Origin of the sequence: Flavobacterium sp. F52 (genome assembly GCF_000278705.1) — a bacterium.
In the GTDB taxonomy this organism is placed as follows: Bacteria; Bacteroidota; Bacteroidia; order Flavobacteriales; family Flavobacteriaceae; genus Flavobacterium; species Flavobacterium anhuiense.
On sequence record NZ_AKZQ01000006.1, the window covers coordinates 117,469 to 131,445 of the forward strand.

The window sequence follows — 13,977 nt, forward strand, 5'->3', positions numbered from 1 at the left end:
TCACATACAATCTAAACTCAAAAAATGGGTATTGTCTTAAATCAGTCTTTTAAAAACACTATAATTACATACATTGGTTTTGGTATCGGAGCCATTAATACCTTATATCTTTATCCCGTTTTTCTTGGAGCAACATATTACGCATTAACCAATTACATTACTTCTGCTGCAAACGTAATTATGCCTTTGTTTGCGATTGGAATGCAAAATACGCTCGTAAAATTTTATTCGCAGTACAAAACAGAGGAAGAAAGAGAGCAGTTTCTGTCCTTTACAGCGCTGTTTCCAATTTTAATGTGTATTCCGTTAGGACTTATCGGAATCTTCTTCTATGACGATATAACCGATTTTGTTTCCAAAGAAAACCCAGTTGTTCGTGAATTTATGCTTCTTATTCCGTTTATCGGAATCTGTATGGCTTATTTTGAAATTTTTTACGCTTGGGCGCGAGTGCATATGCATTCCGTTTTCGGAAATTTTATCAAAGAAGTTGGCTTAAGATTGCTCTCAACTTTTGCTTTAATCGGATTATATTTCAATTGGATTTCACTGGTTGGATTTGTGTACATAACAGCAGGAATCTATTTTTTTGCATTTCTGATTACGATGTTTTATGCATTCTATATCAAAAAGCCGAATTTCCAGATTACAATACCTGAGAATGTAAAAGCAGTAATGGAATATACTTTTTATATTATTCTTTCAGGAAGCGTTGCCAATTTGCTTCTAGACGGCGATAAGTTGATGCTTAATCAATACATGAAGATTGAAAATATTGCTTATTATTCTGTAGCTACTTATATTGCTTTGGTTATTTCGGTACCAAGCCGTGCTATGCATCAAATCGTGTATCCAATTACTGCTAAATTGATGCACGAAAATAAACACGACGAATTGAATCAGCTGTACAAGAAAACGTCTATTAACTTGCAGATTGTAGGCGGATTTGTAATGTTATGTATTTTTGTCAATATTAACCAATTGTACGAATTAGTTCCAAAGGAATATAGCGGCGGTATCTCAGTTGTATTTATGATTGGTCTTTCTAAATATTTTGACTTGATTTTAGGAAACAACAATGCCATTATTTTTAACACCAAATATTACCGAATGGTATTATATTTAGGATTGATGCTGGTTGTTTTAACTGTGATTTTAAACATGCTGTTTATTCCTCATTTCGGAATTATGGGTTCAGCATTTGCGACACTTTTGTCTATTACTTTATACAGTTTGGCTAAATTGCTTTTTGTAGTTAAGAAGCTTGATTTGTATCCTTTTACCAAACAGACGATTCATTCGATGGTGCTAACATTTGCATTGTTTTTACTGTTTTATTTCTGGGAATTTCCATTTTTTCAATTAATCAGTATTGCTCTGAAATCAATATTAGTAACTATTGTATATCTGTATCTGAATTATAAATTCAAGATATCTCCTGATATTAACAATGTAATTGATTCAATTTTCAAAAAGTTGGGCTTTAAAATTTGATCTGATTTTTCTGTAAAAAAAGAAAGCAATTTAAAAAAATCGTAACTTTTTTGTTTCTATATTTGTTAGAAAGGATAACTAATTTATTTCTAATTAAATATGAAAATAAAAGTACTTAGGTTATTAGCTTTCTTTTTTGTCTTGTTTTCTTTTTCAGTAATGGCTCAGAAAAATAATCTGAAAAACTCTGAAAAAGATTCTACAGCAATAAAACTAAAAGGTTACCCAGTAAAACCTTTTAAGGACACACTTTTTTTTGTTTACCATAATGTGGGTTCTTTTTCTGCGAAAGAACGGGCAGAATATATTTCCAATAAAATCAAAAGACTTTACAATGAATCTTTTTTTGAAAAAGATTCTATTAAAATTGTGCCGTCAGACGTTTCTATGGATATTGTTTACCAAAACGATTTTGTTATCATGTCTGTTTTGGATGCTGATGCGAAAGCAGAAAATTCAACAATGGCCAATATTGCTAATCGTAATCTGGCGAAGATTAAAAGTGCGATAATATATCAGAATGAAAATTACTCGCAATTGCCAAAACGAATAGGCTATACAGCGTTATTAGTTTTAATAATCGGTCTGATTTTATTTTTGACTGCCAAAATTTTTAACTTCATCAAAAACTATGTTGTAAAAAATAGAGCGAAGTATTTTAAAGGAGTGCATTATAATTCCATTAAAATATTATCACCAGAGAAGCAGCTGATTTTATTGCTTAGAATCTTCAGCGTTATAAAAATAATCACGCTTATTTTAATCGTTTACCTTTCTCTTCCTGTATTATTTAGTATTTTTCCGGCTACAAAAGATTACACCACAACCTTGTTGAGATGGATTTTAACTCCTGCAAAATCTGCTTTTATGGGCTTTGTTGGTTTTCTTCCGAGCTTGTTTACTATAATTGTAATCATTATTATTTTTAAATATTCGCTTAAAATAATTAAGTTTTTCTTTTATGAAATAAAATCAGAAAACATTAAGATTAATGGTTTTTATAGCGATTGGGCATTGCCAACTTTCAATGTCATTCGTCTTTTGATGTATGCTTTTATGCTGGTAATTATTTTTCCATATTTGCCAGGTTCAGATTCTCCAATTTTCAAAGGAGTTTCGGTATTTGTAGGAGTTTTGTTTTCACTTGGTTCTTCCAATGCAATTGCCAATATGGTAGCTGGTTTGGTTATTACCTACATGCGCCCGTTTAAAATTGGCGATTATATTAAAATTGGAGATGTAAGCGGAGAAGTAATTGAAAAAACAGCTTTGGTAACCAGAATAAGAACACCAAAATTTGAAGATATAACGATTCCAAATGCGACTGTTTTGTCGAGTACTTCAACAAATTATTCAGCTAATACAAATCAAGCGACTAATGGATTATTGATTCATACCACTGTAACAATTGGATATGATGTTCCTTGGAAAGACATTCATGCCGCTTTGATTGATGCGGCTTTAAAAACAGAAATGACAGAAAAAGAACCTGCACCGTTTGTACTGCAAACCAGTTTAGATGATTTTTATGTGTCATATCAAATCAATGTTTATACTAAGGAACCAACAAAACAGCCACGAATTTATTCTTCGCTTCATCAGAATATTCAAGACTCTTTTAATGCGGCTGGAATCGAGATCATGTCGCCTCACTACAATGCTTTACGAGATGGAAACACCACAACGATTCCGCCAAATTATTTAAAAGAAGATTATGAATCTCCTGTTTTTAATATTAAGAACAAAGGTTAAATAATTGATAACGAGTGATTGAATTTGAAACTTTAACACTTGAATACTTTGTAATTAATTGAATAAAAATTAACTTTATCATGAATGTTTAGCAGTACTTTGCTCAAAACGCAGTTTTTTTTCTAACAAAACGATTAAATGTAGGTATTTTTTTATTTTTTAGAATTGAATATTTTTGCAGGAAATTACAAATAAAAGTGTAACCAGAATTAATTGTAGATTAGTAATTATGAAGTACAATCATCTCAGCCATGAACAAAGCATGCAAGTATTTTCTAATATGATATCAAACAAGGTTCATAATGGATTTACTTTAGAAGAAAGAAACGATGAATTGCTTTTTGCAGTTTTATCTAAAGGAGGAAAAGTGGTTAACCACAGTTTAAATTTTATGATTTTCTGTTTAACTCTAGGTTTGTGGTCATTTGCGTGGCTTTATCTCACTTTTGAGGCTTCAAAACAGAAAAAGATTTTAGTAGCTATTGACGAAGATGGTCTTCCTTTTGAAGAAAGATGTTTAGTAGCTTAAGAACATTAAAAAGAGAAATAAATTATAAAGCCATAAATACAAACTAATCAATTGTATTTATGGCTTTTGTTATTGAAAAAGGTATATGTTACAATTTGTCTTTTAAATAAACTCCTGTTACAGATTCTTTTACTTTTACAATATCTTCTGGAGTTCCAGATGCAAGCAAGTGCCCTCCGTTTTCTCCTCCTTCTGGTCCTAAATCAAGTATCCAGTCCGCACATTTAATAAGATCCAGATTATGTTCAATTACAATTATCGAATGTCCTTTTTCTATTAAAGCATCAAACGAAGCCAAAAGCTTTTTAATGTCATGAAAGTGAAGACCCGTGGTAGGTTCGTCAAAAACAAATAATGCTTTTTCTTTTGTGGCGCCTTTTACTAGAAAAGAAGCCAATTTAATACGCTGTGCTTCTCCACCAGAAAGAGTAGAAGAAGATTGCCCTAATTGAGCATATCCTAAACCGACATCTTGTAAAGGCTGTAGTTTTTGAGTGATTTTGGACTGCTTATTTTTTTCGAAAAAAGCAATCGCATCATCAATCGTCATGGTAAGAATATCATTGATATTTTGATTGTCAAAAGTTACTTCTAAAATTTCTTTTTTAAATCGTTTTCCTCCACAAGTTTCACAAGGCAATGAAACATCGGCCATGAAAACCATTTCGACATTTATAGAGCCTTCTCCTTTACAAGTTTCGCATCGACCTCCGTCAACATTAAAAGAGAAATGTTTGGCCTGATAACCTCTTATCTTTGACAATTTTTCTTTGGCATACAAATCACGAATATCATCATACGCTTTGATATACGTTACAGGGTTTGATCTAGAGCTTCTTCCAATCGGATTTTGATCTACGTATTCAATATGCTTAATCTGAGAAAATGATCCTGAAATCTCAGAAAATTGTCCTGCTTTTTCGGCAGCGCTTTCTAGTTTTTTCTGTACGGCTGGAAACAAAATTTTCTTTATTAAGGTACTTTTCCCACTTCCAGAAACACCTGTAACAACCGTTAGAACATCTAAAGGAAAAGTGACATCAATATTTTTTAAGTTGTTTTCGCGTGCACCGATGATATCTATATGATTTTTGTATTTTCTTCTTCTTTTCGGAACAGAAATCTCTAAATCGCCATTTAAATATTTTGCAGTCAAAGAATCTGACTTTAAAATTTCGTCATAAGTTCCTTGAGCAACCAATTTTCCTCCAAAAGTTCCAGCTTCGGGGCCAATATCAATAATCATATCGGCCGCTTTCATAATGTCTTCGTCATGTTCAACCACAATTACAGTGTTGCCAAGATCACGAAGAGAAAGCAATACTTTGATTAATCTTTCAGAATCTTTAGGATGCAGACCAATACTTGGTTCGTCGAGAATATACATCGATCCAACCAAGCTGCTTCCAAGAGAAGTTGCCAGATTAATTCGCTGTGATTCCCCTCCAGAAAGAGTTGCAGAATTTCTATTTAGAGTAAGGTAATCTAAACCAACTTCAGATAAAAAAGACAAACGATTATTAATTTCAATCATTAATCGTTTTGCAATCTGCTGTTCGTATTGATTTAATTCTATGTTTTTGAAGAAAGTTACCAAATGTTTAATTGGTAAATCAACCAGATCAGAAACCGTTTTACCGTTGATTTTTACATAAGAGGCTTCTTCGCGCAAGCGTTTGCCTTTACACGCATGACATTTCGTTTTACCACGATAGCGTGATAGCATTACACGATTTTGAATCTTATAATTTTTTTCTTCCAATTCCCTGAAGAAATCATTCAGACCTTGAAAATATTGATTTCCCGTCCAAATTAAATCCTTTTGTTCTTCAGTTAATTGAAAATAGGGTTTATGAATTGGGAAGTCAAATTTATAAGCATGTTTTACCAATTCATCTTTATACCAGCTCATGCTTTCACCACGCCACGGATAAATAGCACTTTCGTAAACTGATAAAGAAGTGTTTGGAACAACCAGATCAGCATCAATTCCTATGATGTTTCCGTAACCTTCACAAACAGGACAGGCTCCATATGGATTGTTGAAACTGAATAAATGAACGTTTGGCTCAAGAAAAGTTATTCCGTCAAGTTCAAAATTATTTGAATAAGAAAATCTCTTCTCACCGTTTAATTCCTGAAGAAAACAAATTCCTTTTCCCTCAAAAAAAGCAGTCTGAACTGCATCGGCCAGACGATTGTAAAATTCTTCTTCTTCCTTTACAACAATACGATCAATAATCAATAAAATATCTTTATTGTCAAATTGATGTAAATCTGAGGCTGAAAATTCATCTAAACGAATCATTTCATTATCAACCAAAATACGGGCAAAACCTTGCTGTAAAAGTACTTTTAGTTTATCTTCAAGCTGTCTTCCTTCTTCTAAATGAATAGGAGCAAGGAGAAGCCATCTGCTGTCTAGAGGAAGGCTTTTGACATCAGAAATAACATCCGTTACCGTATTTTTTTTGACTTCCTGTCCAGAGATAGGAGAGTATGTGCGTCCGATTCTAGCAAACAAAAGTTTGATGTAGTCGTATATTTCTGTAGAAGTCCCAACAGTCGAACGGGCATTGGTAGTATTTACTTTTTGCTCAATAGCAATTGCAGGAGCAATACCTTTAATATATTCTACTTTAGGTTTGTCTAAACGACCTAAAAACTGACGAGCATAAGAAGATAAACTTTCTACGTATCGTCTTTGTCCTTCGGCATATAAAGTGTCGAAAGCTAAACTCGATTTCCCTGATCCTGAAAGACCTGTAATGACAACCAGTTTATTTCTTGGAATAACAACATCTACATTTTTTAGATTATGTACTTGTGCTCCTTTAATTATAATATTTGATTTTGGATCTATTTTAGAAAGGTCAATTTGCATAAAAAAGTCAATTTTTACAAAAGTAATCAATTTTGAATTGGATTTAGTTAAGGATTTAGTTCCAAATCTTAACTATTTTATCATAATAAAATGCTTTCCAATGAAATCTTTTGCCAAAAAAAATCTGTTTTTCAAATACGAAAAGATGTAGTTTAAAGTCTTTTTTAGAAAATTATCGAGAATTTGTCGATTTATTTCAGGAAAAATTGTAATTTAAATTTGAATTTAGTGCAGTGATTAAACTTTATTTTGTTAATTGTAAGGTATTTACGTTTGTTTTTTAACACTTTTTGAGCGCTTTTGTTTTACGGATTTTTAGCTCTTTTTACGTAAATTTTATGTTTATTATACATTAATAAAAGTTTTACTAATAATAATTAATGATTTTATTTGCTTTTTAAAAGTAAAATTTGTTAAATTTGGTCACAATATTAACATAACCAAAAAAGATACGCCTATATAAAAAAACTACTTTTTAGAAAATACTCCAAATTTTAAAATAAAACTAAAAAAGTAGTTATTATGGCTGATCTGCATACTCCAGACGCTCTATTAGTAAAAAGTTATGTTGACGGTAGCGAAGCTGCGCTGGCAACATTAATAAAAAGGCACGAATCTAAGATATATGGTTTTATATATTCTAAGATCGCTGATAGAGATATTTCAAATGATATTTTTCAAGACACATTTATTAAAGTAATTAAAACTTTAAAAAGCAATTCGTATAACGAAGAAGGTAAATTTTTGCCTTGGGTAATGCGTATTTCTCATAACCTAATCGTGGATCATTTTAGAAAAACTAAGAAGATGCCAATGTACAGAGAAACAGAAGAATTTTCTATCTTCTCTATTATGTCAGATGATGCGCTTACAATTGAAGGCAAAATGATTGTAGATCAAGTAGAACTTGATTTAAAAAAACTAATCCAAGAACTTCCAGAAGATCAAAAAGAGGTGCTTGTAATGCGTATGTACCAAGATATGAGTTTTAAGGAAATCTCAGAAGTAACTGGCGTAAGCATCAATACGGCGCTTGGAAGAATGCGTTATGCACTGATGAATTTGAGAAAAATAATAGATAAACATCAAATTATTTTAACCAACTAATACTATTTTGATAATTAGCCCGTTATACTAGTATAAAACATTTTGATAGTATGGGGAAAATTTACTCAAAAAAAGCACTAGCTTCTAAAAATCTTAAACCTAAAAAAGAAGTCGTTTCTTTTTTATTGAATTACTCGAAAGCCTTGACTGTTGTTAAGATCGACGATAAAAATTTTGAGATTATAGCTAACTAAACAGCCCACTGCTCCTGTCGGATGTTTATAAAAAAACAAACCAAATGGTCGTTTTGGTTTAAGAGCTCACTGTTTGTATATTCTATATACAAGTAGTGAGTTTTTTTTGTTTTAATTTTTTTTTTGTGTAAAAAAAGTATAAGGTTTTACAGCATTTTTCTCCTTAATTTGTTAAAATTTAATATTTTGATTGGATTTTATGTGTTTGTTTTATTTTTAATTCTATTTTAGTTAAAAAACTAATTTTTTATTCGGTATAAATGCTTTTGTAAAGGATTATTCGCATTGAAAATTCAGTTTAAGTTAAAAATTAGAAAAACAATACATTAAGAATTAAATATTTAACCCCAAAACAGATTGTTTATGAAGAAAAACTACCCTGCTTTATTTTGTTAAGTTTGATGCCCATTTGATTATTGAGTGACAATTTGGACCAGCAAATGTTTCTCATAAAATAGTAATAAAGGTAATTTTCAATCCAGTTTAATTATCTCTTATTACTGTACCTCAAAACAAACTAAGAAAATCATTTAATCACCAAAACTTAACCGCAAAATGAAAGAGAACATTAAAGTGTTGTCATGCTTATTGATGATAAGTATTGGCGCATTTGCCCAAAAAGACAAAATTAAGGAAGCACAGTCTTTATTTGATAAAGGAAATAGCCAGGAAGCTTTAGCGATTTTAACTAAGACAGAATATCTTATTCTTAACGCATCTGATGAAGACAAATCTGATTACTACTTCTTAAAAGGGAACGTTTTAAAAGATTTGGCTGTAAAAAATATAGATGCAGCAAATAATTTTACATTGGCATCGCAATCATATCAAGATGTATTTTTGTACGAGAACGAATCAGGAAAATTTAAATGGACTGTTAAAGCTAATATGGCTTTAAAAGACATGAAAGCCAGTCTTGTAAATGGAGCTATGGCAGATTTTAATGCTGGAAAATATAAAGAAAGTGCCGAGAAAAGTTATAAGGTATATTTATTCGACAAGAAAGATACTTTAAACTTGTACAATGCGGCCTCTTCTTCTATTAATGCAAAAGATTACAATGCCGCTGTGACTTATTATGAGCTTCTAAAAAAGATTAATTATTCAGGAAAAGGTGTTTTGTATTACGCTACAAATAAGAAAACAAAGGAAGAAGATGTTTTCATTTCGCCAAAAGCTCGAGAATCGGCTATACAGCAAGGTCTTTATGAAAAGCCAAGAACAGAATCTGTGCCTTCTAAAAAAATAGAAGTGAACAACAATTTGGCTTATGCATATCTTGAGAAAAAGGATTATTCGAAAGCGGAATCCATTTATAATTATGTTTTAGAATTAGATCCGAATTATATAGATGCTTATATCAATTTGGCTTATTTGAAATTGCAAATAAAGAAAGATTTAGCCGATGAAATTTCATCACTGGGAACTTCGCCAGCTGAGATGCAGAAGTATGATAAGCTGAATGCCAGAAAAGACGACATCACAAGAAGTGCAATTCCGTATCTGAAAAAAGTGCTTACGCTTGAACCAAAAAATCAAGATGCAACAAAAACGCTGTTAGGTGTTTACAGATCGCTTGATATGACAGCAGAATATAATGCCTTGAAAGCGGGAATGTAGTTTCCTGTTAAAAGGCACAAAGTTGCAAAGTAACAAAGGTGCAGAGATTTTTATCTTTGTGCCTTATTTTTTTGATGCTGTTTTTTGCAATTCTTCAATTAGAGATTTTTTTCCGACAGTTCTCGTGATGATATCTTTCTCTAAATTCCATCCGCGCGCAGGAGAATATTCTCGGCCGTACCAAATAATCTGCAAATGTAAGTCGTTCCATAATTCTCTCGGGAATAATCTCTTCGCATCTTTTTCGGTCTGCGCAACATTTTTTCCATTAGATAAATTCCATCGGTACATCAATCTATGAATATGTGTGTCTACAGGAAAAGCTGGAACACCAAAGGCTTGTGACATGACAACACTTGCCGTTTTATGACCAACTGCAGGTAAAGCTTCTAGGGCTTCAAAACTTTGCGGAACCTCTCCATTATGTTTTTCAATCAAAATTTCAGATAAACCATGAATTCCTTTTGATTTCATTGGAGACAAACCGCATGGGCGTATAATTTCTTTGATTTCCTCAATAGACATTTTGACCATATCGTACGGATTATCAGCTTTAGCGAACAAAAGTGGCGTAATCTGATTCACGCGAACATCTGTGCATTGAGCAGATAATAAAACTGCAATTAAAAGCGTGTAAGGGTCTTTATGGTCAAGCGGAACAGGTATAGTAGGGTAGAGTTCTTTTAAGGTGTCGATAACAAATTGTACGCGAGCTTCTTTATTCATTTCCGTATTTTTAATGCTGTAAAAATAGTATAATTTTAATGATGTGCCTAATCCAGCTTTCCGTTTCAACTCCTCATTATGCTAGCAACATTTTTAAGTATTTAAAAGAGCTTCCTTCGGTCGCTTTTTAAATACAAAAAATGTAAGCTATCATAATTCCGGGGTTTTCACTTCAATCTGGGGCAAATAAGTTATGAATTATGAGTTATGAGTTATTAGCTCGGTAAATAGTTATCAGTTATCTTTGTTTTTTAATCTAATATCTAAAATCAACAATCTAAAATAAAAATATATGACAACACTAAAAGCAGGAGATAAAGCGCCAAACTTTTCGGGAACAGATCAAGACGGAAAAACACATAAACTGGTAGATTATGCAGGTAAAAAATTAGTTGTTTTCTTTTATCCAAAAGCAAGTACGCCAGGATGCACAGCCGAGGCTTGCGATTTAAGAGATAATTTTCACCGTTTTCAAGCCAATAATTACGAACTTTTAGGAGTAAGCGCTGACAGTGCAAAAGCGCAAGTAAAATTCAAAGAAAAATACGAATTGCCTTTCCCGTTAATCGCAGATGAAGACAAATCGGTTATCAATGCTTTTGGAGTTTGGGGACCGAAGAAATTTATGGGAAAAGAATACGACGGGATTCACAGAACTACTTTTGTAATCGACGAAAAAGGAACTATCGAAGAAGTACTTGAGAATGTAAAAACAAAAGAACATGCTTCTCAGATTTTGAAATAGTTTTAAGTCGCAGTCTCAGTTTTCAGTGCTCACTGTGACTGAAAACTGAGACTGAAAACTAAAAAAAAAGTCCCGATAAGGGACTTTTATATTACGTATTTTGTTCTAATTCTTTCTGTGGATGGTATCCAAAAAGATGATGTTCCTTGATTAATTCTGCAATACCGGAAGGAAGCATTGGTTCCCATCCTTTTTTGCCTTGGTTGATCATTTTTAAAACTTCTCTAGAGAATACATCTAAGATATTTGGATCGTAATCTTCAATATCAACCACTTTTCCGTTGAATTTAAAGAATTTGTACAATTCTTTCATTCTCGGATGAACTTTTAAGTTATTTGAATTCATTAAAGTTCCATCTTCATCTAACATTGGGTATAAGAAAACTTTCATATCGCGGTAGAATAATTTTCCAAAAGCTTCTAATATTCCTCCGCTTAAGTGGCGATAGTATTTCTCGTCAAAAATATCGACAAGGTTGTTTACACCCATTGCCAATCCCATACGGGCTTTAGTATAATTGGCGAAGTATTCTACGACTTTATAGTATTCTTGGAAATTTGAAATCATAACCGTTTGGCCAAGAGAGCAAAGTAATTCGGCTCTGTCCATAAAGTCACGTTCGTCAATTTCACCATCAGAACGTAAATTCGAAAGTGTGATTTCAAAAATAACAAGCGTATTGTTTTTTTCAACCTTATTTTCTTCAAGGAACATTTTTAATGATTTCTCATACATATCCATGTTTACTTTCGTAACAGGACGGAAACTTCCTCTTAAAGCCAAAAGATTCTTTTTGTATAAGATAGCAGCCGGCAGAATGTTTTTCCCCTCTGGGTTAAACATTACAGCATCTGTCATTCCGTTTTTAACCAATTGCAAACTCATCAGACGATTGTCTACATCGGCAAAACGCGGTCCAGAAAAGTTAATGGTATCGATCTCTAATTGATCTTTATCTAAGTGATCGTATAAGTAACGAAGTAATCGTTTTGGATCGTTGTATTTGTAAAAAGCACCGTAAATTAAGTTAACTCCTAAAATACCAAGTGTTTCTTGCTGTAATCTAGCATCAGTTTCTTTAAAACGAATGTGAAGAATAATTTCGTTATAAGCTTCGTCTGGTTCAATTTGGTATCGAATTCCAACCCATCCGTGACCTTTAAATTGTTTAGCAAAATCTATTGTCGCAACGGTATTGGCATAACTGAAAAAAAGTTTTGTTGGGTGTTTTTCTCGGCTTAAACGCTCTTCGATGATTTGTCCTTCATGGGTAAGCATTTTTTTTAATCGCTCTTCGGTAACATATCTTCCGTCGCTTTCAGCTCCATAAACAGCATCACTGAAATCTTTATCATAGGCAGACATGGCTTTTGCAATAGTTCCCGACGAACCTCCCGATCTGAAAAAGTGTCTAACAGTTTCCTGTCCAGCGCCAATCTCAGCAAATGTTCCGTAAATATTTTCGTTTAAATTAATGCGTAACGCTTTGTCTTTTATAGAAGGAATCTGTTCGATGACCTTGTCACCTTTGAGTTTTATTTCTGTACCCATTTTGTTTTAAATAGATTTGTTACAAAGTTAGTAAATTAGCAGTCTAATGAAAGAGAAATAATCTATTTTTGTAAAAAAATTAAGTTCAATTGAAGGTTTATTTTTTAGGTACAGGCACTTCTCAAGGCATTCCAATTATCGGAATCGATCATCCAGTTTGTAAAAGCACTGATGCTAAGGATAAAAGGCTTCGTGTGTCCATTTGGATAACATGGGAGGAGCATTCGTATGTGATAGATTGCGGTCCTGATTTCCGACAGCAGATGCTTTCATGCGGGTGCCGAAAGCTCGATGCAATTCTTTTTACCCACGAACATTCTGATCACACTGCTGGTTTAGATGATATTCGTCCGTTTAATTTCAGACAAGGAGAAATTCCGATTTACGGACATAAACGCGTTTTAGATAATCTAAGACGTCGTTTCGATTATGTTTTTGAGACTGTAAATAAATATCCAGGAGCTCCAAGCGTAAAAACAATCGAAGTGCAAAATAATACATCTTTTGCCGTTGGAGATAAAATGGCAATTCCGATAAACGCTATGCATGGCGATCTTCAGGTTTTTGGTTATCGAATAGAAGATTTTGCCTATTTGACCGATGTAAAAACAATTGAACAAGCTGAAGTTGAGAAGCTGAAAGGAATAAAAGTTCTGGTTGTAAATGCGTTGCGTGTTGAACCTCACGATACTCATTTTAATCTTCAAGAAGCACTCGATTTTATTAATTTGGTTAAACCTGAAAGAGCTTATTTAACCCATATCAGCCATGTTTTAGGTTTTCATGAGGAAGTTCAGAAACAGCTTCCTGAAAATGTTTTTCTGGCTTACGACAATTTAGAAATTACAATTTAATTATACCACCCAATGAAAAAATCTTTAATGCTTTATCTTTTTATTCTTGCCATTTTGATGAATGTTTTTACGTATTCGTTTTATAGCGGAGAAGTGAAATTTGGACAAGAGCGATATGATAAAACCACTAAGAAGTTAAGAGACAGCATTAGTTTGATGAAAAATAAATTGGCAGAAGCAGATTATTTTTCTTTAGAACACAACGAAAATGCGCAAAACTACTTCGATAACAGCGCTTCTGGAGGAAAAGTAATTTTATACGAAAAACTGATTCCGGTTGTGACAGAAAAGTTATTGGACTTTAATTCTAATCCAAAAGGGAATCCTTACACGGGACAAGATCAGATTGGGCCAAACAAATTTATCATTAATAAAGTAAAAATTTTAAACCATAGATGGATCATTGCAGATTACAGTAACGGAGAATTATGGGGAGAAGTCTTGTTAAAATACTTTGTTGATAATGATGATAATATTACCTTTGAAGTAAATCAAACTTGGTTATATCAAAAATAGGATT

The 13,977-nt window shown here is 32.6% G+C and carries 11 protein-coding genes; 8 read left to right on the plus strand and 3 right to left on the minus strand.

The genetic code is table 11. From position 1 onward, the window contains the following. Nucleotides 1–24: 24 nt before the first annotated feature. The 3 genes from FF52_RS02060 (at nt 25) to FF52_RS02070 (ending at nt 3,775) form a co-directional block, all read left to right on the plus strand. On the plus strand, nt 25–1,494 hold the full coding sequence (locus tag FF52_RS02060; RefSeq protein WP_008462528.1) for a polysaccharide biosynthesis C-terminal domain-containing protein: 1,470 nt from the start codon (nt 25–27) through the stop codon (nt 1,492–1,494). 99 nt (nt 1,495–1,593) lie between these two features. Further along, nucleotides 1,594–3,246, plus strand: coding sequence for a mechanosensitive ion channel family protein (locus tag FF52_RS02065; RefSeq protein ID WP_008462529.1), 1,653 nt, complete (start codon nt 1,594–1,596; stop codon nt 3,244–3,246). A gap of 280 nt (nt 3,247–3,526) precedes the next feature. Further along, nucleotides 3,527–3,775, plus strand: coding sequence for a hypothetical protein (locus FF52_RS02070; RefSeq protein WP_236940403.1), 249 nt, complete (start codon nt 3,527–3,529; stop codon nt 3,773–3,775). Nucleotides 3,776–3,863: 88 nt separating this feature from the next. Here FF52_RS02070 and uvrA read toward each other — a convergent pair whose 3' ends face one another. Beyond that, entirely contained in the window at nt 3,864–6,659 is a 2,796-nt protein-coding gene (gene uvrA / locus FF52_RS02075; protein ID WP_008462531.1) for an excinuclease ABC subunit UvrA, read from the minus strand. Between the two features lie 522 nt (nt 6,660–7,181). On the opposite strand from uvrA, the gene FF52_RS02080 reads away from it, so the two are divergent. Together FF52_RS02080 and FF52_RS02085 are read left to right on the plus strand one after the other, a co-directional pair. Beyond that, nucleotides 7,182–7,766 carry an RNA polymerase sigma factor gene (locus tag FF52_RS02080; protein ID WP_008462532.1) on the plus strand — a complete coding sequence of 195 codons (585 nt, stop codon included), beginning with the start codon at nt 7,182–7,184 and terminating at the stop codon, nt 7,764–7,766. A 749-nt stretch (nt 7,767–8,515) separates the two neighbouring features. Beyond that, nucleotides 8,516–9,580 (plus strand): tetratricopeptide repeat protein, encoded by a 1,065-nt coding sequence (locus tag FF52_RS02085; RefSeq protein ID WP_008462534.1) that lies wholly within the window; start codon nt 8,516–8,518, stop codon nt 9,578–9,580. Between the two features lie 63 nt (nt 9,581–9,643). Here the strand turns inward: FF52_RS02085 and FF52_RS02090 are convergent, their stop codons facing one another. Then, nucleotides 9,644–10,306: an endonuclease III domain-containing protein gene (locus FF52_RS02090; RefSeq protein ID WP_008462535.1), complete on the minus strand. Its 663-nt coding sequence runs from the start codon at nt 10,304–10,306 to the stop codon at nt 9,644–9,646. 292 nt (nt 10,307–10,598) lie between these two features. Here FF52_RS02090 and bcp point away from each other — a divergent pair, with 292 nt between their 5' ends. Then, on the plus strand, nt 10,599–11,051 hold the full coding sequence (gene bcp, locus FF52_RS02095) for a thioredoxin-dependent thiol peroxidase (RefSeq protein WP_008462536.1): 453 nt from the start codon (nt 10,599–10,601) through the stop codon (nt 11,049–11,051). Between the two features lie 91 nt (nt 11,052–11,142). Here the strand turns inward: bcp and FF52_RS02100 are convergent, their stop codons facing one another. After that, complete coding sequence (locus FF52_RS02100; RefSeq protein ID WP_008462537.1) at nt 11,143–12,603, minus strand: TonB-dependent receptor; 1,461 nt, start codon at nt 12,601–12,603, stop codon at nt 11,143–11,145. A gap of 89 nt (nt 12,604–12,692) precedes the next feature. On the opposite strand from FF52_RS02100, the gene FF52_RS02105 reads away from it, so the two are divergent. Both FF52_RS02105 and FF52_RS02110 read left to right on the plus strand, forming a co-directional pair. Further along, complete coding sequence (locus tag FF52_RS02105; RefSeq protein ID WP_008462538.1) at nt 12,693–13,457, plus strand: MBL fold metallo-hydrolase; 765 nt, start codon at nt 12,693–12,695, stop codon at nt 13,455–13,457. 12 nt (nt 13,458–13,469) lie between these two features. Further along, a complete protein-coding gene (locus FF52_RS02110; RefSeq protein WP_035690590.1) occupies nt 13,470–13,973 on the plus strand; it encodes a hypothetical protein in 504 nt (167 codons plus the stop codon). Nucleotides 13,974–13,977: the final 4 nt, after the last annotated feature.

Excerpts from the sequence above, each read along its gene's own strand:
- FF52_RS02100 (WP_008462537.1), bottom strand. The coding sequence starts at position 12,603 with ATGGGTACAGAAATAAAACTCAAAGGTGACAAGGTCATCGAACAGATT.
- FF52_RS02060 (WP_008462528.1), top strand. The coding sequence starts at position 25 with ATGGGTATTGTCTTAAATCAGTCTTTTAAAAACACTATAATTACATAC.
- FF52_RS02090 (WP_008462535.1), bottom strand. The coding sequence starts at position 10,306 with ATGAATAAAGAAGCTCGCGTACAATTTGTTATCGACACCTTAAAAGAA.
- FF52_RS02085 (WP_008462534.1), top strand. The coding sequence starts at position 8,516 with ATGAAAGAGAACATTAAAGTGTTGTCATGCTTATTGATGATAAGTATT.
- FF52_RS02065 (WP_008462529.1), top strand. The coding sequence starts at position 1,594 with ATGAAAATAAAAGTACTTAGGTTATTAGCTTTCTTTTTTGTCTTGTTT.
- bcp (WP_008462536.1), top strand. The coding sequence starts at position 10,599 with ATGACAACACTAAAAGCAGGAGATAAAGCGCCAAACTTTTCGGGAACA.
- FF52_RS02080 (WP_008462532.1), top strand. The coding sequence starts at position 7,182 with ATGGCTGATCTGCATACTCCAGACGCTCTATTAGTAAAAAGTTATGTT.
- uvrA (WP_008462531.1), bottom strand. The coding sequence starts at position 6,659 with ATGCAAATTGACCTTTCTAAAATAGATCCAAAATCAAATATTATAATT.
- FF52_RS02110 (WP_035690590.1), top strand. The coding sequence starts at position 13,470 with ATGAAAAAATCTTTAATGCTTTATCTTTTTATTCTTGCCATTTTGATG.
- FF52_RS02070 (WP_236940403.1), top strand. The coding sequence starts at position 3,527 with ATGATATCAAACAAGGTTCATAATGGATTTACTTTAGAAGAAAGAAAC.